The organism is Mesorhizobium sp. M7A.F.Ca.US.006.01.1.1 (assembly GCF_003997935.1).
Classification (GTDB): Bacteria; Pseudomonadota; Alphaproteobacteria; order Rhizobiales; family Rhizobiaceae; genus Mesorhizobium.
The window spans coordinates 1-19,371 of the sequence record NZ_RZQL01000135.1; the positions used below are offsets into that span (position 1 = coordinate 1).

Here is a 19,371-nt window from a genome sequence, read left to right on the forward strand (position 1 = left end):
ATCTTCGACATCAGGCGCTACCAGGACAGCCTCCTCCGGTTCGCCGAGAAGGCGCATCAGCGTGGCGTCCAGATCGTGCTGTTCACCGACCAGTGGCTGTCGCCGATCGCCCGTTTCGCCCGCCATGTTATCGCCGGACGAACCGCGGTGCCGTCGGCATGGGATTCATCGGCTGCCCTTTTCGTCGTCGCCGAAACGCTGATCGGCGCCGTCACCAGGCAACTGGAAGCAGAAGGCGCCAAACGCATTCGCGAGATGGAAAGTCTGCGTTAGTGCATGTGCGATGATCCAAGGCGTTACGCATATTTTCTCAAACGTTACATATATTTAATGTGCGCAGCCCCCGGAGAATTGTCATAAAGACGCGATATCGAGGCGGCTTCTTTGCCTTACAATAGCCTCGCTGCGTCTGCTTCATTTCGGGAAACCGGTAGACGGAAGGATTGTTTTACCAACCGGAGTGCTGATGGCCGCCTGGAAACAGATACTTTTTGCACTCGTGGTGCTGGTGGTGGCGGCAGTCGCCTGGCTGCGCTTTTATCCCGGCGCGCCGGACGTGCTGGCACGTTGGGGCATCGACTGGGCCTACGCGGCACCCCCCCCGGCTGCAAGCGGCGCTGCGAGCGCGAGGCAGGCAGACGGCCGCAACGGCAACCAGCGGGTGAACGTGGTCGCCCTGGCGGCCACTTTGGCTGTCATCAACGACCGCCTGCAGGCGATCGGTACCGGCCGTGCCAACGCCTCGGTGACCGTCAATCCCTACAGCTCCGGCCGCCTCGCCGAACTGCTGGTCGAATCCGGCAGCCATGTCGATAAGGGACAGATCCTCGCCACCCTCGATTCCGAGACCGAAGTGATCTCTCAGGACCGTGCCAAGCTCGCCTTGCAGGACGCGCAATCCAAGCTTGACCGCGTCAAGTCGCTTCGTGCCTCCAATGCCGCGACCCCGGTAGCCGTGGCCGACGCCGAGGTGGTGCTGGCGGGCGCCAAGCTGGCGCTTCAGGATGCGGAACTTGCGCTGCAACGCCGGTCGATCTTGGCGCCGATCGCCGGCACCGTCGGCATCCTGCCGATCTCCGCCGGCAATTACGTCACCAACCAATCGGCCATCGCCACGCTCGACGACCGGTCCTCTATCCTGGTCGACTTCCTGGTGCCCGAGCGCTTCGCCGCCGCCGTCAAGGTCGGTGCGCAATTGACGGCGACGCCGATCGCCAATCCCAGCAACGCCTATAGCGGCACCGTTTCGGCCATCGACAACCACATCGATGAAAAGAGCCGCACCCTGCTGGTCAAGGCCAAGATCGCCAACCCGGCCGATTCGCTGCGCGCCGGCATGTCGTTCGGCATCACCATGAAATTTCCGGGGCAAACCTATCCGGCCGTCAGCCCGCTGGCGATCCTGTGGGGGTCGGACGGCGCCTATGTCTGGCAGATCGAGGATGGCAAGGCCAGGCGGATCCCGGTGCGCATCATACAGCGCAACACCGAGACCGTGCTGATCGACGCTGAGATCGACAGCGGCGACATGGTGGTCACCGAAGGCACCCAGAGCGTCAGCGAGGGCGGCGCGGTCCGCCTTGCCGGCGAAGAGCAGCGCGCGGCGGACGCGGCCCAAGGCTCATGACCGGAACCATCAACGCCGCCAGCGATACCGGCTTCACCGCGCTGTTCATCCGCAGGCCGGTCATGGCCTTCGTGCTCAACACGCTGATCGCGGTCGCCGGCCTGGCCGCCTTCTACGGCGTCGAAATCCGCGAGCTGCCTGATGTCGATCGCGCGGTCGTCACTGTTTCCACCACCTTCGAGGGCGCGGCGGCTGAGACCGTCGACCGCGAACTGACCGACACGATCGAGGGCGCCGTCGCCCGCGTCTCAGGCGTCAAGTCGATCTCGTCGTCTTCCTCGTTCGGCTCGAGCCGCGTCACCATCGAGTTCAACGACGGCGTCGATCTGAATGTCGCCGCCTCGGATGTGCGTGATGCCGTCGGCCGCGTCGCCAACCAGATGCCCGACACCGCCGATCCACCGCGCATCGTCAAGGCCGACGCCAATTCCGACGCGGTGATGCGACTGGCGGTGACCTCGGACAACATGTCGATCCAGGACATGACCGTGGTGGTCCAGGACCAGATCGAGGACGAGCTGGCCGCCGTGCCCGGCGTTGCCGACGTCCAGGTTTATGGCGACCGCGACAAGATCTTTCGCATCGATGTCGACCAGAACAAGCTGGCCAGCCTCGGCTTCACGGTCGCCGACCTCAGGGCCGCCCTTGCCTCGGTCGCCTTCGATTCCCCCGCCGGTTCGATCACCACGACCAACCAGGACCTGATCGTCCGCACGACCGCCGACGTGACCACGCCTGAAGAGTTCGAAAACATCATTGTCGGCGGCACGACGCGCATTCGCGACGTCGCCACCGTGACACTCGGGCCCGATGTCGGCCAGACCACGCTGCGTTCGGATGGCAAGACCGGCATCGGCATCGGTATCATCCGCCAGGCGGAATCGAACACGCTGGACATCTCGACCGGCGTCCAGGCCGCCGTCGCCAAGCTGCAGGAAAACCTGCCCAAGGGCATGTCGATCAAGATCACCAGCGACGACGCCGTCTTCGTCAAGGGCGCGGTGCACGAAGTCGAGATCGCACTCGGCCTGTCCGTGACCATGGTGCTGATCGTCATCTATGTGTTTCTCCTCGACTGGCGCGCGACGCTGATCCCCGGCCTGTCGATGCCGGTCGCCATGATCGGCACCATCGCCGCCATCTACCTGGCCGGCTTTTCGGTCAACATCCTGACCCTTCTGGCTTTGGTGCTGGCGACGGGACTGGTCGTCGACGACGCCATCGTCGTGCTCGAAAACATCGTGCGACGACGCAACGAAGGCATGGGACCGCGGGCTGCCGCCGTGCTTGGCGCGCAGGAAGTGTTTTTCGCCGTCATCGCCACCACCTTGACGCTCGTCGCCGTCTTCGTGCCGATTTCGTTCCTGCCCGGCCAGACCGGCGGCCTGTTCCGCGAATTCGGCTTCGTGCTTGCCATGTCGGTGCTCTTGTCCTGCGTAGTGGCGCTGACGCTGTGCCCGATGCTCGCTTCGCGCATGCTGACCAGCGCATCGCTCCACCACGAAGGTGGCCATGGCATCGGCGCCCGCATCGGCGGTGCGCTCAATACGGCCTACAAGCGCGGCCTGCACGCCTGCCTCGACGCGCCATGGATCGTGCTTCTGGTCGCGGTGCTGTTTGCCGGCACCGCCTTCACGCTGTTCGGCACCATCCGCCAGGAGCTGACGCCGACCGAGGACCGCGCCGCCGTGCTGCTGCGCATCAGCGCCCCGCAAGGCGTCAGCCTCGACTATACGACGCAGCAGATGCAGAAGATCGAGAGACTGATCCAGCCGATGCGCGATTCCGGCGAGATCCGCAGCACCTTCGAGAATGCCGGCCAGAACGGCTCCTACAACTCCGGCTTCATGGTGATGACCCTGGCGCCGTGGAACGAGCGCAGCCGCAGCCAGCAGGAGATCATGGCCGAGATCAGCCGGCTGACCAGGCAGGTGCCGAGCGTGCGCATCTTCCCGGTACAGCCCAACAGCCTCGGCATCCGTGGCGCCGGCAACGGCCTGCAGTTCGCGCTGGTCGGCAACGACCGCAAGGCGCTCGGCGACGCAGCCGTGAAGATCATCGCCGAGATGCAGAAGGACCCGCGCTTCCAGACACCGCGCCTGTCGATCGACCCGACGCAGCCGCAGCTCGCCGTGGCCATCGACCGCGAGCGCGCCTCCGACCTCGGCATCGACATATCAGGACTGGCCAACACCTTGCAGGCCATGCTGGACGGCAACGATGTCGTCGACGTCTACATCGCCGACCGCAGCTACGGCGTGAAGCTGGTCTCGACCACCAATCCGATCAACGATCCGACGGATCTGGAAAACATCTTCCTGAAAACGGCCGACGGACGTTTCGTGCCGATGTCGACCATCGCCACGCTGACCGAACGTGCCGTGCCGCCATCGCTGTCGCGCGAACAGCAGCAGCCCTCGGTGGCCATCACCTCCAACCTCAGTGGCGACTTCGCGCTTGGCGACGCGCTCACCCGCGCCGAGGAGATCGCCACGCCGCTGCTGCCTGCGGGCAGCCGCATCCTGCCTCTGGCCGAGGCGGCCACGCTGGGCGAGACCAACAGCGCCATGGTCACCATTTTCGGCTTCGCGCTGGTCATCATCCTTTTGGTGCTGGCCGCCCAGTTCGAAAGTTTTGTCAGTGCCGTCATCATCATGGCGACGGTGCCGCTCGGATTGGCCTGCGCGATTTTCGCGCTTCTGATCTCAGGCACCAGTCTCAACGCCTACAGCCAGATCGGCCTGGTGCTTTTGGTCGGTGTCATGGCCAAGAACGGCATCCTGATCGTCGAATTCGCCAACCAGCTGCGCGATCGCGGGCTTGGGGTGCGCGAAGCGATCGAGCAGGCCTCGATCATCCGCGTGCGGCCGGTGATGATGACGATGATCTGCACCGTGCTCGGCGGCTTGCCGCTGGTGCTGGCGAGCGGCGCCGGTGCCGAGGCGCGCGTCGCGCTCGGCTGGGTCATCGTCGGCGGCCTGGGGCTTGCCACCGTCTCGACGCTGTTCCTGACGCCGGTCGCCTATCTCCTGCTTGGCCGCTTCGTCACGCCGAAGACCCATGAGGAGGCCCGGCTGAAGCGCGAGCTCGAAGAAGCCGCCTACACCAATGTAGAGCCCGCGGAATAGAGACATTCCAGGGAAAGTGTGTGGCGGTTTTTCGCCGCTACTTCAGCAATCGGCCTTCGATCGACCAGCGCGCGGCAAGGAAATTCAGCACCGCCGCCACCACGACACCACCGATCTTTGCCGGCCACACCCCGGCGATGCCGGCGAACAGCGCGATCGAAAGGCTGGAGACGCCGAGCGAAATCAGCCCCCCAAGCGAGGCGAAGCGAAGGAACGCGTTACGCAGCCGGATGGCTCGATTGCGCTCGAACGACCAGAAGCCGTTCGCCGCGAACGAGAAGGTGACGGCGATGAACCAGGCAGTGATGTTGGCGGGCAGCGGCAAAACCCCGAGCTTGAGCAGCAGGAAGAAGCTGGCAAGGTCGATGGCCGTGTTCGCCAGTCCGACAATGGCAAAGCGGACGATCTTGTTGCCGGTCGAACGCGGGGGCCGCTCGGCGTCGCTCATCCCCTGCCATCCATGATTGCGACATTGGCGCGGGCCAGGCTGGCTCCGAACGCGTCCGATGCAAGGGCCGCGAATTCGACCTCGCGCACACCTTGCATCGTGTCGCGCGCGCGCATCGTCTCGTCGACATGACCGGGATGGCACATGAACAGCCCTCGTTCCGGCAACCCTTCGACGGCGGCCTGCAGAACCGCAGTGAACTTTTCGGGCTGCCGCCAGTCATAGATGCCGGCGAGCGGCTCGAAAAGGGTGAAGCCGGCGCGCTGCATCGACCGGTTGAAGCCGGCCGCGAGCGCGGCAATCGCGGCGACTTTCGGTACCAAGGCGAATTGGCCCGCCAGTGCCGGGGCGCCGCGCAGCGCCGGCCTGTCGCTTCCTTCACCAAGGCGCGCGCGCAGCCATGTGCGCACAACGGGAAGGAAATGCACATGCTGATGCCCGTCGACGAAATCGGGGCGGCGTCCCAGCGCCTCGACGAAGCGGCTGTACTGGGCGTCAAGCTCGGCATGGACATGGCGCTCGTCGATGCGGCCGTGCAGAACAGGCAAGGCCAGTGCGCGGAGCGGTGGCAGCCGGCCTTCCGGCGCCAGGCTCGACCGGCCGGTAACGGCCAACTGATCGGTCAAGGTGAGATGCAGCCCGACCGCGGCCCGGCCGCTCAGCGGTTTTATACGCTCGGCCTCCTTTGCCCACTCGGCAAAGCCGGTCATGCAGCTGGTGCCGGTCAGCCGGCCGCGATCGAGCAGATCGAGAATCGCGGCGGAAACGCCGGGCGCCAGGCCGTAATCGTCGGCGATTAGGCGGATACGCCGCGTCATCTGTCGGAAGCGCCCGGCTCCGGCCTCTCTGTGGAGATCTCGCTGCGCACGACATCGCGCACCAGATAGACCGGCCGATCCTTGCTTTCGCTGAGCGTGACCCAGACATATTCGCCGATCAGGCCAAGCAGGGTCAGGTTGAGGCCGCCGAGCAGAACGACGGCAACCAGCAGGCTGGGGTAGCCCGGAACGGCAATGCCGTAGAAGATCACCTCGAAGAACACCTTGGCACCATAGAGCGCACCGGCCAACGCCGCGAGCAGCCCGCTGAGGCTGATCAGGCGTAGCGGAATGACGGAGAACGAGGTGAACCCCTCGAGCGAGAAGGCGATGAGGTTGAGCCGGCTCCATTTCGACGTGCCGCTGGCGCGGTTTTCCGGCGAATAGGGCAACGCCTTCTGGCGAAAGCCCGCCCATGCAAACAGGCCCTTGTTGAAGCGACGCTTGTCACGCAGGCTGGTCAGTGCGCGCGCCACGGCGCCGCGCATGACGCGAAAGTCGCCGGCATTTTCGGGAATGTCGAAACGCTGGCTCGAGTTGATCAGGCTGTAGAAAAGCCGTGCAAGCTGGCTGCGCCGCCAGCTCGCCTCGCGGCGGTCGTTCTGCGCATAGACGACGTCGATGTCCGGATGGCCCACCAGCTCGGCGATAAGCTTCAGGCTGATGTCCAGGGAATGCTGGAGGTCGGCGTCCATGATCAGCACCACGTCGCCGCGCGACTGGTCGAGGCCGGCGAGCACCGCGACTTCCTTGCCGAAATTGCGGCTGAGGCGCACGATCTCCCACGACCCCGTCAGCGCTTGCGAAAACCGCACGGCGCCATCGTCACGGCTGCCGTCATCGACGAGGATCTTGTGTACGGTCATGCCGAAGCGTTGTGCCACGGCCGCTTCGAGCTCGCCCAGCAGGCGCGCGAAGGCCGATGCCGATGCCGACTCGTTGAAGAACGGTGCGACGATATCGAGGCTCTGTCGCAACTCAGCCATTCGCGACTCCTGCATTCATCAGCTTTTGCCGCGCCTTGGTCCAGAACCACCAGATCAGGGAGCCGGCGACAAAAGTGACGGCGATCGGCCGGAACCAGGGGTAGAGGAAATCGTGCACATGGCGATCGACACCGCTCAGCCCGGTCACGAACAGCGTCATCGACAGCACCGAGGCAAGGACGCCGCCTCGTTCTTCGCGCCACAACAGGGCGATGGCAAGACCGGCTGGCGCGGCGATCATCGCATAGGTGTTGGGCTCGACGCGCGGGTTGAAGACGCACATGTAGAAAGTGGCTGTCAGGAAGATCGCCAGCGCCGCTTTTCCCTGTTCGAGCCTGCGGTCGAACCAGACGACGGCAGAAAGCGTAAGCAGGGCCATGACCATGCGCACGATCATTGCGCCAAATTCCGGAATCGGCAGTCCTATCGTGGTGAACGGTGCCGTGAAATCGGTGGGCACGAAATGGCTGGTGTTGTCGACGGCCATGGAGGTCAGCATCTGGGCGAAGACACGATACTGATCGTTGAGATAGCCCGCGGGAGCAAAAGCGTAAGGCAGTGCCAGAACAAACAGCAGCGCCAGCACCAGCACCGGTATCAAGCGGAGCCGAAGGGCTCCTACCAACAACAGCATGATGATCGCGGTCGGCTTGGCGACGATGGCAAGCGAAGCCCAGAAGAACGTCTCCGCCCGCCGACCTTCCAGCGCCGACAATGTGAGGAGCCAGCAAGCGCCGGTCAGAAGGATCGTCGCCTGGCCGTTGCGGATCGCCCCCACCGCCATCGGCAAAGCCAGGAAAAGGCCGAAAGAGAGCAGCCATGTCAGTTCGCCGCCGCCGAGCTTGCCCACCTGCCGCATCGCGGCATAGGTCAGCACCGCAAAGCCAATGGAATGCCAAACCAAGCCGCCCAGATGCGGACCGAGCTTGACTATTGGAGTGTAGATTGCGGCAAAGGCCGGCGCGTAGAGATATCCCATCTCGGACTGGGGGTCGTAGAGCGGCAGACCGGCCAGAAGCGCCTCGCTGCCGTCGATATAGGCCTGCCATACCGTCCGCGTGTGCGGCGACCACAGGACCAGGGCAAGAACGACCAGGAACGCTCCGATCCACAGGCCAAACCCCAAACGGTCGAAAACCGGCTTGGAAATCGTCATCAAGGCACCCCACACAATCCCGGAGCAAGCTCAGTCCAGCCCGTCCTGGCATTCGATGGCGGCGGCATATCACGGACGAAGCCGCGTGGCATAGGGGGCTGAAAGACTCGGACACTCGCCTGACGATCCGGGCAGCGGCCAGATACCGACAGTCTTCCGCCTGTCGAAGCCTTCTGAAGGCCTCGCCTCAAAACACGCCTTACCTGGGCTAAGGCCGGATGAACACCTTGCCGTTAGGTTTGGCCAATTCCGCTGGCACCCGCGCCATCGCCTCGGCAAGCGGCACCACCGCCGTCACGTCGGTCGACCAGCGTCCATCGGAAAAACGCTTCTGCGCTTCCAGGATCGCCGGGCCGCGACGGTCGCGGAACTGGCGCATCCACTCGCTCAGCCAAAACCCTTCGATGTGCTTGTGCTGGAAGATCAGTTGGCCGGGCTCACGGATAACAGTGGCTTCGGGATCGAGCCGCCCATAGATGATCCAGCGCGACCGCTTCGGCATGACGTCGAAGATGGCGGAGGCAAGCGGCCCGGTCACCGCGTCAAGGAAGATGCGCGGCTGCTCGGCCTTCATCACCTCGCGCAGTGCCGCCTTGAAATCCGGTGCCTTTTCATTGAGCACGTGCGCCGCGCCAAGCGCTTTCAGAGCCGCGATCTGGTCGTCGCGGCGCACGGTGACGATGGGTCGGAAACCCTCTTCGCTGGCCAGGTCGATGATCAGCTTGCAGAGCTGGCTGGCGCCGGCGGTCATGACAAAGGCCTTCTCGCCTTCCTGCTTGACGATGTCGAACATGGCGAGCGCGGTGAGCGGGTTGACGATCATCGCCGCGCCATCCTCGTCGCGGACGGTGTCGAGCAGCGGAATGCAGGCGGCAGCTTCGGCGACAGCATAGTCGGCCCACGAGCCCCAGTTGGTGACGCCGGTGGCAAAGGCGACGCGCTTGCCGATCAGGCTTTTGGGATAGGGCTCGTCCCCGCTGGCGACGACAATGCCGACACCCTCGAAGCCGGCCGGCTGGCCCTTGGCGCGCGGCTGGCCGTACTGGCCCTTGACGAAGGCGACATCGGACGGATTGATCGAGGCGAGGCTGACCTTGATCAGCACCTGGCTGGGGCCCGGTGTCGGCACCGCGATGCTGCCCGGCTCGAGATAGGGCTCCATCGCCTCCAGCACGCTGCCGCTCGGCGTCCTGGTGTAGCCATCGCCGACCAGCAGCAGCGCCTTCATTTCGGAGGGGACGGTCATTGGAACACTCCTCGCTTGGACCCGTCGGCATCGCCGGATGACTATGCCGGCGCTCAGATCTTTTCCTGCGTGTATTTCCTCAGCTCGGTGCGCGCCACTTGCCGGCGATGCACGGCGTCAGGCCCGTCGGCAAGGCGCAATGTCCGCAGATGCGTCCACGACCGCGCCAGCGGCGTGTCCTGGCTGATGCCTTGCGCGCCGAACATCTGCACGGCCTCGTCTGTGACCTTGAGCGCGACGCGCGGTGCCACCACCTTGATCTGGCTGATCCACGGAGCAGCAGCCCGCGCATCGCCCTGGTCGATCATCCACGCCGCCTTGAGGCAGAGCAGCCGGGCCATCTCGATCTCCATGCGGCATTCGGCGATGATGTCGAAATTGGCGCCGAGCTTTGCCAGGGGTTGGCCGAAGGCCTCGCGGCGCACGGAACGCTGGCACAGCATCTCGAGCGCCAGCTCGGCCTGTCCGATGGCGCGCATGCAATGGTGGATGCGGCCGGGGCCGAGCCGCCCTTGCGCGATCTCGAACCCCCTGCCCTCGCCGAGGATCAGGTTCGACGCCGGTACGCGCACATTGTCGAAGCGAACGTGCATGTGGCCATGCGGCGCATCGTCGTCGCCATAGACCTGCATGGCCCGCACCTTGGCCACACCTTTCGTGTCGGAAGGCACCAGGATCATCGAATGGCGGCGGTGCTGCGGCTCGTCATCGCCGCCGGTCCTGACCATGACGATGTAGATGGCGCAACGCGGATCGCCGGCGCCAGAGGCCCACCATTTCTCGCCGTTGAGCACATAATCGTCGCCGTGCCGTTCGCAGCGCATCGCAATGTTGGTGGCGTCGGACGAGGCGACATCCGGCTCGGTCATCAGATAGGCCGAGCGGACCTTGCCGTCGAGCAGGGGCTCCAGCCATTCTTTCTTGTGGTCGGCCGAGCCGTACCGTTCCAGCACCTCCATGTTGCCGGTGTCGGGCGCCGAGCAGTTGAAGGTCTCGGCGCCGAGATGCGCCTTGCCCATCTCCTCGGCCAGATAGGCGTATTCGACGGTGGAAAGGCCGTAGCCGCGTTCCGAGCCGGTCAGCCAGAAATTCCACAGGCCGCGCTCTCGTGCGGTTTCCTTCAGCCCTTCGAGGATCTCGCTCTGGCGCGCACTGTAGACCCAGCGGTCGCCTGCCTTGCCCACTTCGCTGAGGAATTCATGGTCGAGCGGCATGATCTCGTCGCGCACCATGGCCGCGACGCGCGCGTGGATCGGCTTCAGCCGCTCGGTCATGCCGAGATTCATCTCCGTCATCGGTCGCTAACCCTTCATGCACGCCAGGCATTTTGTCAGTGGCAAGGATGACCGTACTTCGGATAGCCTTGTCAACGCGAACTGTCTGCCCGCATGCCGAGCGCGGAGGATTGTGATGAGCTATCTGGACGAGCTGTTTTCGGTGGCCGGCAAGACCGCGCTGGTGACGGGTGCCGCGACCGGCATCGGCCGCATGGCGGCGACCGCCCTGGTGCAGGCCGGCGCCAGCGTGATGATCGCGTCGCGCAAGGGCGAGGATTGCGTCAAGGTCGCTGCTGAGTTGAACGAGCTTGGTGCACCGGGCCGGGCCGAGGGCTTCGTCGGCGACGTTTCCAGCGAGGCTGGCATCGCTGCGCTTGTCGCCGAGGTCAAGGCGCGGACCGGGAAACTGCATATTCTGGTCAACAATGCCGGCGTCTCCTGGGGCGCGCCCCTGGAAAGCTTCCCCTATTCGGCATGGGCCAAGGTGTTTGGCGTCAACGTCACCGCGGTCTTCCATCTGACGCGCGAATTGCTGCCGTTGCTCGATGCCGCCGCCAGCGATGCCGATCCGGCCAGGGTGATCAACCTCGGTTCGGTGATGGGCACGCAGCCGCTGGCCGACGACGCCTATTCCTACACCGCCTCGAAGGCCGCGGTTCATCATCTGACGCGCACATTGGCGCTCGAGTTCGCCGGCCGCCGCATCACCGTCAACGCCTTTGCCCCCGGCCCCTTCCAGAGCCGGATGACGGCATTTGCCACCGCCACAGAGGAACAGGCCACGCACGTCGGCAACCATGTTCCGATCGGCCGTATCGGCGCACCGGATGACATTGCCGGCGCAACGCTCTATTTGTGCAGCCGTGCAGGCAGCTATGTCACCGGCGCCATCCTGCCGATCGACGGCGGACAGTCGGTGCAGCATGGGCTGACCTTGTTCAAGGAATGACATTTTCCGGCCACAGAAGCCGGGGGTGAACTGGAGGACATGAGCGTGGAACCAATCAGTCTCGATGTGCTTCTGGCCAGTGTCGGCAAGGAGGTTGGCGTGTCGCCGTGGCGGGTGGTCACGCAACGCATGATCGACCAGTTCGCCGACGCCACCGACGACCACCAGTTCATCCACTGCGATCCGGAGCGGGCGATGCGCGAAACGCCGTTCGGCGGCACCATCGCGCACGGCTTCCTGTCGCTGTCGCTGTTGTCGGCGATGACCTTCGAGACCATGCCGCCGCTGGAAAACGGCAAGATGGGCGTCAACCACGGCTTCGATTCGCTGCGCTTCCTGGCGCCGGTGAAGACCGGGGCGCGCATCCGCACCCGCTTCGTGCTGGCCGACGTCAAGGTCAGGCCGTCGGGGTGGGTGCAGACGGCGCATGACGTGACGATCGAAATCGAGGGTTCGAAGAAACCGGCACTGACCGCGCGCTGGCTGACGCTGACCTTGATCGAACGCCAGCCCGAGACGGCATGAGTGATCCCGTTCTCGACCAGGCAGCGCTTGCGCCTTACCTCGAGGCGAACATGCCGGGCTTTTCCGGGCTCCTATCCATCGAAAAATTCAAATCCGGCCAATCGAACCCGACCTATCTCATGACGGCGGCAAGCGGCCGTTACGTGCTGCGCGCCAAGCCGCCGGGGCAGCTGCTGAAATCGGCGCACCAGGTCGACCGCGAATTCAGGGTGATGAGCGCGCTTGCCGGCACCGCCGTGCCTGTGCCTGCCATGCTGCATCTGTCGTCGGAAGCCTCGCCGATCGGCCGCATGTTCTACGTGATGGATTTCCTCGACGGCCGCATCTTCTGGGATCCGGCGCTGCCGGAGGCTCACGACAACGATGAACGCGCCGCCATCTACGATGCCATGAACGACACCCTTGCGGCGCTGCACGATGTCGATGTCGAGGCTGTGGGTCTCGGCGATTTCGGCCGGGCTGGCAGTTATTTCGAGCGCCAGCTGGCGCGCTGGACCAGCCAGTACCGCGCTTCGGAAACCGGCACCGTGACCGATATGGACCGGCTGATTGCCTGGCTGGAAACGCATATGCCCGCCGATGACGGCCGGATCTCACTGGTGCATGGCGACTACCGGCTGGACAATCTGATCTTCGCGCCGGACCGGCCAACGGTTCTGGCGGTGCTCGACTGGGAACTGTCGACATCAGGCCACCCCTTCGCCGATATCGCCTATCAATGCATGCAATGGCGGCTGCCGCACGCTTCCGGCTTTCGCGGCCTGGGCGGCATCGACCGCGCGGCGCTCGGCCTGCCCTCCGAAGCGGACTATGTCGCCGCCTACTGCCGGCGGCGCGGGCTCAGCGGAATCGGCAACTGGACGTTCTTCCTGGCCTTTTCCTTCTTCCGGCTGGCCGCGATCTGCCAGGGCGTCTTCAAACGGGCGCTGGACGGCAACGCCTCCAATCCGGAAAAGGCGAAAACCTATGGCGAGGCGGTGAAACTGCTTTCGCATCTTGCCGCAAGACTGATCGACAAGGAGGCGTGACGATGTGCGCCTGGGCGAGCAACAGTGCCGATCACGGGTGCCGCCAACCTCGACAAGCGTCGGCACGATTCGAAGCATGCCGCTTGGGAACTTCCCGTGCCCTTGTCCGTTTCCGTACAGCGTATATAATTTAGCCAGGCACCAACCCAACCAAAGGCACCAGATCTTGCCGCAGAGCGTCCAGACACGCCGCGAGAAACAAAAGGCAGAACTGCGCTCCGAATTGCTCGAGGCCGCGCACAAGCTTGTCCAGGAAGAGGGCTATGAGGGCCTGACCATCCGCAAGCTGGCCAAGCGGGTCGGCTACGCCCCGATGTCGGTCTATTCCTACTTCGCCGACAAGCAGGACATTCTGTTCGCTCTGGCCGAGGACGCGTTCGAGACGCTTGCTCGCCGCATCGAGGAGCATCCATCCGATGATCCGATCGCGGCCTTGCAGGCGGTGATGACCGAATACGCCGCCTTCGGGCTCGGCAATCCCAACGAATACCGCACCGTGTTCATGACCGAAAAGACCCACCTGCCGGAAGGCAGGAGCTACGACGACATGGAAGAGAGCAACCCGGCGATGAAGGCGCTGATCAGCCGGGTCGAAGCCTGCGTTGCCGCCGGCAAATTGCAGGGCGATCCGCGCGCCATCGCCACCATGCTGTGGGCGGTCGGCCACGGCACGATCTCGCTGCTCATCACCTTTCCATTCTACCCCTTCGGCGACCCGCAGGCCTTCGTGAAGCGGATGTGCGATTTCACGCTCGCCACGCTCAGCACGCAAAACGTCCCGCCGCTGACCGAGACACCGGTCAACTGCTGAGCGCCCACTCCTTTCGTTTCCATATTTTCTCTCCGCCCGAGCCAAACCCCGGGGGATTTCTTGGTTAACAAAAAATTCATCGTACGCGTACGGTTTTTCCTTGAACTTCGCGATCAGCGGGCGTATCTGTACAGCGTATCGTACATGTACGAGAAAAATTCACCCGTCGGTACGAATTGTATTCGACCCGGAAAACGGAGACTGACAATGAAAAAGACACTCCTCACCCTCGCCGCCGTGCTGGCACTTTCGGGCTCGGCCTTCGCCGCCAACACCACCCACCCGGTCAAGCATGCGCCGGTGGCGGCCTGCGTGGACACCAAGACCAACGTGAAGCTCGATTGCGCTTCGACCGGCTCGGTCGAGAAGAAGGGCGCCACGGAAAACACCGCTGAAGGCAAGGGTCCACGGCTCGGCATCAGCATCAATCCGTGGATTGTGCCGAGCGCATTCTGATTATCTGCAAATCACGTCTGGCCGGCGCAAGCCGGCCAGTTTCAGGCGACCATGATCGGCCGTTTGCCCGCTGAACTCTCGAAGGCGGCATCAATCAGCTTCTGCATGTCTGCGGCGCGCCGAAACGACGGATCGCCGTTGCGGCCTGCATCCAGCGCGTCGGCAAAGCGCCGGGCATTGCGCTTGACATCGGGCAGCGCCAGCGTTCGCCAACGCTGCAGATCGACATCCCCACCGAGACAAGCCGACAGGCTCGATACCTTGCCGTCGGTCTCGGCCTTGATGGCACCTTTGGTGCCGTGCAGGGCCAGCGACAGATCGTTGGCGTGGCCGGTCATGTAGCGGCTCGCCACGATCGTGGCGAGCGCGCCGGAACTGAGCCGGGCCGTCATCGCCACGCTGTCATTGGCGTCCAGCACATAGTCGCCGATGCGATCGCCCTCGGCCTTCGGAAACGTCACCAGATCGGCGTGGAGGCTGACGATGTCCTGGCCGGCGCCATAGGTCGCCCAGCACGCCGGTCGAGCCGTGCCGGCTCGACAAGCGCCACAGCCATTTGTCCTCGACCCGCCAGTCGCCCCATGATTTGCTGACCAGCCAGCTTTGCCGATAGCTCGCCTCGACATGGCGCAACGCGCCGATCGCGCCGGCCTGAACCATGCGCCGCGCCTCTTGGATCGCCGGTGAGTTGCGATAGGTGAGGTTGACCATGTTGATCACCCCGGCAGCCTCGGCCGCTTGCGTCATATCAAGCGCGTCGGCGTGGTTCGGCGCCAGCGGCTTTTCGCAAAACACGTGTTTTCCGGCGCCGACCAGCGCCAGCGTCGTTGCCATATGCGCACCATCCGGCGTCGCATTGATGGCGGCATCGAACTGACCCCAGGCGATCGCCGCTTCCAGGCTCTCGAAGAAGTCGCCGATCTTGCTGGCTGCGGCGAACGCCGCCGCGCGGCCGGGCACCTGGTCGACACAGGCGACGATGCTGCAGCCGGGAATCCCGGCAAACTCCTCGACATGATGCCCGGCGATACCGCCGGTGCCGAGCAGAAGAATTCGATGCATTAGTCCCAAGCCCCCAAATCAACTCACGCCTTGGGCAACTCAGGCCCCGATCAGCTCAGGCCCAATCAATTAAGGCCCAGTCAGCTAAGGCCCTTATCGCCATCGGCATGCAGGCGCAGCCCCTTCTGCAAGATCTTCTCCTTGGCCGCATCCGTCGGCACGTTCGGCGCATTGGTGATGCCGGACCAGGCGGGTGCCGGGTTGTGCGCCCAATGGACGGCGTTGCGCAGCACCTGCTGAACGCCCTCATTGTGATAGATCGGATAGGTCTCGTGGCCGGGCGAGAAGTAGAAGATCCGTCCCGCGCCGCGCTGGTAGGTCAGCCCGGACCGGAACACCTCGCCGCCCTCGTACCAGGAGACGAACACCGTCTCCTGCGGCTCCGGCACGGCGAAGGGCTCGCCATACATTTCGGTCTCACCGATCTCCAGGCACTCGCCGATGCCCTGCGCGATCGGGTGGCCGCGGTTGATCGCCCAGACGCGCTCGCGCTCGCCCGCCTCGCGCCATTTCAGCGAACAGGGCGTACCCATCAGCCGCTTGAAGATCTTCGAGTAATGGCCGGAATGGAGCACGATCAGGCCCATCCCTTCCCACACCCGCTTCTGCACCCGCTCGACGATCTCGTCCTTGACCTCGCCATGCGCCGCGTGGCCCCACCACAAAAGCACGTCCGTGGCCGCCAGCCGCTTTTCGCTCAGGCCGTGCTCGGGCTCCTGCAAGGTGGCGGTGGTCGCCTCGATGCCCTTGTCCTGGTTGAGCGCGGCGGCGATGGTGCCGTGCATCCCCAAGGGATAGAGGTCGCGCACGGCTTCATTGGTCTGCTCGTGGACGTTCTCGCCCCAAACGATCGCTTTTGTCGGCATTTTCATCTCCCAAAGCGCTTTAAATAGCATGTCCAAAGGGATTGAGAAGGTCCCGATGCCGCCTGGCCCGATGGAATATTACATCTTGCGCTTCTTGCGCCCCGGCACGGTCTTGGCCTTGCCCGGTTTAGCCGGTGCGCCGGGGATGGCGGTTCCGGTAATGGATATCGGATCGCTGGCCGGGAACGTGTCTTCGAGGCCTTCCTCGAGTTCCTCTTCGGCGCTCGGGGCTTCATGTCGCTCATGTTCGAGCGAGCGGACGGCCGATGTCTTTATGACCGGCGACTTCGGTGCGGAATTCGACGGCATCGGCATTCTCCCTCGGCGTGCGGATGCAGAACGAGTGTGCCCTGCAAAACGTTCCGAGTTCAGACCGCCGCGTCGCGCGATCCCTCGGACAGGAAAGTAAAGACATAGTCCGAGAAGGAACGCCAGCATTCGACCCGGAAGGCATCGGCGGCTGTGCGCAGCAGGACGATCTCGGTCTTGCCCAGGATGGTGCGCGACGCTGCACCCACCGGGAAGGCGTCGAGCGACAGATCCTGCGGGCAGCCCGCATTGATCGCCGCCGCTGCCCCAGTGCCCGTCACCGATATCGCGATGTTGCGATGCGAGACGCCGACCGCCGAATGCAGCGCGGATACTTTGGCGCAATCGGCGAGCGGATCGTTGCCGGCCTCATCGATGACAAGCCATTCGTCGGGGCCGAGCCACAGAGCGGTGCGCCCGCCCTTCGCAGCAGAGGTTTTCGGCTTGTTCGGTAAGGTCACGCCGAGCGCCTTCGAGAGCGCTGCGGCCGAAGCTCCCGGCACCCGCAAAGAAACGCGCTCCGCCGGCGGCAGCACCTCGACCTTGACGCCGGCAGCAGTGGTGCTGCGACCAGTCAGCGCCGGGCGGCGCTCAACCGAAGGCGATGCAACCGGAGCCGTCTTCCTAGCAGCGGCCTTAGCCATTGAGGCGCCCTCCCGTTTCGTCGAAGAACACCATGCCGGTAACCTCTACCTCGATCACCCCATTCGGCATCGGCACATAGAGGGTCTCGCCCATCCGGTCGCGGCCGCCGGCGACCAGCGCCAATGCGATCGAGCGGCCGCAATTTTCCGACCAGTAGCTCGAGGTGACATGGCCGATCATCTTCATCGGGATCGCCTGCTTCGGGTCCGCGACGATCTGCGCGCCCTCTTCCAGAACCACCTTGGGGTCCTTGGTCTTCAGACCGACCAATTGCTTGCGGCCCTTGGCGACAAGGTCCGGCCGCGTCAGGCCGCGGATGCCGACGAAATCGGTTTTCTTCTTGCCGACCGCCCAGTCGAGGCCGGCGTCGTTCGGCGTCACTGTGCCGTCGGTGTCCTGGCCGACGATAATGTAGCCCTTTTCGGCGCGCAGCACGTGCATCGCCTCGGTGCCATAGGCGGCCGCACCATGCTTCTGGCCTTCAGCCCACAGCGCTTCCCAGACCGCCTGGCCATAGTCGGCCGGCACATTGACCTCGAAGCCGCGCTCGCCGGTGAACGACATGCGGAACAGCCGGGTCGGCACGCCGCAGATCTTGCCTTCGCGCACCGACATGTGCGGCAGCGCCTCGTCCGACATGTCGATGCCTTCGACCAGCGGCGCGATGATGTCGCGCGACTTGGGCCCTTGCACGGCAATGACCGCCCATTGCTCGGTGATCGAGGTCAGCCAGACATTGAGATGCGGGGACTCGGTCTGGAGATAGTCCTCCATGTGGTTCATGACGCGCGGCGCGCCGCCGGTCGTGGTCGTCACATGGAAGCGGTCGGCCGCCAGCCTGCCGACGACGCCGTCATCATAGATGAAGCCATCCTCGCGCAGCATGATGCCGTAGCGGCAGCGGCCGGGCTCCAGCTTCTCCCAAGGGTTGGTGTAGAGCAATTCCATGAATTTCGCCGCATCCGGCCCGACCACTTCGATCTTGCCCAGCGTCGAGGCATCGAACAGGCCGGCCGTCTTGCGCACGGCGACGCATTCGCGGTCGACCGCGGCGTGCATGTCCTCGCCCGCCTTGGGGAAATACCAGGCGCGCTTCCACTGGCCGACATCCTCGAACACGGCACCTTGCGCCTCGGCCCAGGGATGGATCGCGGTTCTGCGCGTCGGGTCGAACAGCGGACCGCGCGCATGGCTGACGATGGCGCCGAAGGTGACCGGCGTGTACGGCGCCCGGAACGTGGTCAGGCCGACTTCCGGGATCGGCTTTCCCAGCATCACGGCGGCAATCGCCAGGCCGTGCATGTTGGAGGTCTTGCCCTGGTCGGTCGCCATGCCATTGGTGGTGAAGCGCTTGACGTGCTCGATCGATCGCATGCCTTCATGCACCGCCTGGCGGATATCCTTGGCGGTGACGTCGTTCTGGAAGTCGACAAACGCCTTCACCGTGGTGTCCGGCCCGGCTCCGGGCGCCGCGCCCAGCATGCCGCGCGACCAGCTTTCCGAGGCATCGACCTTCGGCTTCGCACCCTTGGCGGTTTTGGCACCGGCATCCCTGGCTGCCTTGGCGCCAGCCGCATAGGCCTCGTCGACCGTTGCCGACAGCCCGTCAGTGCCGTTGCAGGCGCCGACCGAAACACAGTCCTGCGCGTAAGTGCCCGGCACGAAGCGCTTGGTCTCGTCGTTGAAGGCGACCTTGCCGCGCGATTGCGAGAACAGATGCACCGACGGTGTCCAGCCAGCCGACATCAGGATCGCATCGACCGGGATGGTACGCTCGCCGCCGCCGTTCTTCGGCTGCACGGTCATCGACGAGACCCGCAATTTACCGCCGGCGCGGATCACCGCGCGGCCGAAATTGATTTCGATGCCGAGCGCCCTCGCCTCGTCGATCACCGGTCCCGTCGGATTGTCGCGCAGATCGACGATCGCCGCCACGTTGACGCCGGCCTTCTTCAGGTCGATGGCCGCCGCGTAAGCCGAGTCATTGGCGGTGTAGACGCCGACATTCCTGCCGACGGCGACGCCATAGGGGTT

The 19,371-nt window shown here is 64.5% G+C and carries 18 protein-coding genes and 1 pseudogene; 8 read left to right on the forward strand and 11 right to left on the reverse strand.

Annotated elements, in window-relative coordinates; all coding sequences use genetic code 11:
• The 3 genes from EN943_RS22310 to EN943_RS22320 form a co-directional block, all read left to right on the forward strand.
• Positions 1 to 273 (forward strand): SIS domain-containing protein (locus EN943_RS22310; RefSeq protein ID WP_164778316.1); only part of this gene is annotated, 273 nt, incomplete at its 5' end.
• 193 nt (positions 274 to 466) lie between these two features.
• Positions 467 to 1,627, forward strand: coding sequence for an efflux RND transporter periplasmic adaptor subunit (locus EN943_RS22315; protein WP_127414669.1), 1,161 nt, complete (start codon positions 467 to 469; stop codon positions 1,625 to 1,627).
• Positions 1,624 to 4,755: an efflux RND transporter permease subunit gene (locus EN943_RS22320; RefSeq protein WP_127414670.1), complete on the forward strand. Its 3,132-nt coding sequence runs from the start codon at positions 1,624 to 1,626 to the stop codon at positions 4,753 to 4,755. The genes EN943_RS22315 and EN943_RS22320 overlap by 4 nt, the downstream gene beginning before the upstream one ends.
• A 37-nt stretch (positions 4,756 to 4,792) precedes the next feature.
• On the opposite strand, the gene EN943_RS22325 is transcribed toward EN943_RS22320, so the two are convergent.
• The 6 genes from EN943_RS22325 to EN943_RS22350 form a co-directional block, all read right to left on the reverse strand.
• Positions 4,793 to 5,203 carry a GtrA family protein gene (locus EN943_RS22325; protein ID WP_127414671.1) on the reverse strand — a complete coding sequence of 137 codons (411 nt, stop codon included), beginning with the start codon at positions 5,201 to 5,203 and terminating at the stop codon, positions 4,793 to 4,795.
• Positions 5,200 to 6,021, reverse strand: a complete 822-nt coding sequence (locus tag EN943_RS22330) for a ChbG/HpnK family deacetylase (RefSeq protein WP_127414672.1) — start codon at positions 6,019 to 6,021, stop codon at positions 5,200 to 5,202. Before EN943_RS22330 ends, EN943_RS22325 begins: the two co-directional genes overlap by 4 nt.
• Entirely contained in the window at positions 6,018 to 7,007 is a 990-nt protein-coding gene (locus EN943_RS22335) for a glycosyltransferase family 2 protein (protein ID WP_127414673.1), read from the reverse strand. The genes EN943_RS22330 and EN943_RS22335 overlap by 4 nt, the downstream gene beginning before the upstream one ends.
• On the reverse strand, positions 7,000 to 8,163 hold the full coding sequence (locus EN943_RS22340; protein ID WP_127414674.1) for a glycosyltransferase 87 family protein: 1,164 nt from the start codon (positions 8,161 to 8,163) through the stop codon (positions 7,000 to 7,002). The genes EN943_RS22335 and EN943_RS22340 overlap by 8 nt, the downstream gene beginning before the upstream one ends.
• Before the next feature lie 208 nt (positions 8,164 to 8,371).
• Complete coding sequence (locus EN943_RS22345; protein ID WP_127414675.1) at positions 8,372 to 9,409, reverse strand: zinc-binding dehydrogenase; 1,038 nt, start codon at positions 9,407 to 9,409, stop codon at positions 8,372 to 8,374.
• A 53-nt stretch (positions 9,410 to 9,462) separates the two neighbouring features.
• Positions 9,463 to 10,704, reverse strand: a complete 1,242-nt coding sequence (locus tag EN943_RS22350) for an acyl-CoA dehydrogenase family protein (RefSeq protein ID WP_127414676.1) — start codon at positions 10,702 to 10,704, stop codon at positions 9,463 to 9,465.
• A 115-nt stretch (positions 10,705 to 10,819) separates the two neighbouring features.
• On the opposite strand from EN943_RS22350, the gene EN943_RS22355 reads away from it, so the two are divergent.
• From EN943_RS22355 to EN943_RS22380, 5 genes are all read left to right on the forward strand, one after another.
• Positions 10,820 to 11,635: an SDR family oxidoreductase gene (locus EN943_RS22355; RefSeq protein WP_127414677.1), complete on the forward strand. Its 816-nt coding sequence runs from the start codon at positions 10,820 to 10,822 to the stop codon at positions 11,633 to 11,635.
• A gap of 39 nt (positions 11,636 to 11,674) precedes the next feature.
• A complete protein-coding gene (locus EN943_RS22360) occupies positions 11,675 to 12,160 on the forward strand; it encodes a MaoC family dehydratase (protein WP_263484965.1) in 486 nt (161 codons plus the stop codon).
• On the forward strand, positions 12,157 to 13,188 hold the full coding sequence (locus tag EN943_RS22365) for a phosphotransferase (RefSeq protein WP_127414678.1): 1,032 nt from the start codon (positions 12,157 to 12,159) through the stop codon (positions 13,186 to 13,188). Before EN943_RS22360 ends, EN943_RS22365 begins: the two co-directional genes overlap by 4 nt.
• Positions 13,189 to 13,354: 166 nt before the next feature.
• Positions 13,355 to 13,999: a TetR/AcrR family transcriptional regulator gene (locus EN943_RS22375; RefSeq protein WP_127414680.1), complete on the forward strand. Its 645-nt coding sequence runs from the start codon at positions 13,355 to 13,357 to the stop codon at positions 13,997 to 13,999.
• A gap of 207 nt (positions 14,000 to 14,206) precedes the next feature.
• The gene (locus tag EN943_RS22380; protein WP_127290616.1) at positions 14,207 to 14,455 is read left to right on the forward strand and encodes a DUF680 domain-containing protein; all 249 of its coding nucleotides are present in this window, start codon (positions 14,207 to 14,209) and stop codon (positions 14,453 to 14,455) included.
• A gap of 41 nt (positions 14,456 to 14,496) precedes the next feature.
• Here EN943_RS22380 and EN943_RS22385 read toward each other — a convergent pair.
• The 5 genes and pseudogenes from EN943_RS22385 to EN943_RS22405 all read right to left on the reverse strand — a co-directional run.
• A pseudogene (locus EN943_RS22385) lies at positions 14,497 to 15,517 on the reverse strand (Gfo/Idh/MocA family oxidoreductase).
• Positions 15,518 to 15,597: 80 nt separating this feature from the next.
• A complete protein-coding gene (locus tag EN943_RS22390; RefSeq protein WP_127414681.1) occupies positions 15,598 to 16,383 on the reverse strand; it encodes a ThuA domain-containing protein in 786 nt (261 codons plus the stop codon).
• A gap of 78 nt (positions 16,384 to 16,461) precedes the next feature.
• Positions 16,462 to 16,692 carry a hypothetical protein gene (locus tag EN943_RS22395; protein WP_127414682.1) on the reverse strand — a complete coding sequence of 77 codons (231 nt, stop codon included), beginning with the start codon at positions 16,690 to 16,692 and terminating at the stop codon, positions 16,462 to 16,464.
• A gap of 59 nt (positions 16,693 to 16,751) precedes the next feature.
• A complete protein-coding gene (locus EN943_RS22400) occupies positions 16,752 to 17,336 on the reverse strand; it encodes a sarcosine oxidase subunit gamma (protein WP_127414683.1) in 585 nt (194 codons plus the stop codon).
• The coding region (locus EN943_RS22405) for a glycine cleavage T C-terminal barrel domain-containing protein (RefSeq protein WP_127414684.1) at positions 17,329 to 19,371 on the reverse strand (2,043 nt) is incomplete at its 5' end. The genes EN943_RS22400 and EN943_RS22405, both read right to left, overlap by 8 nt.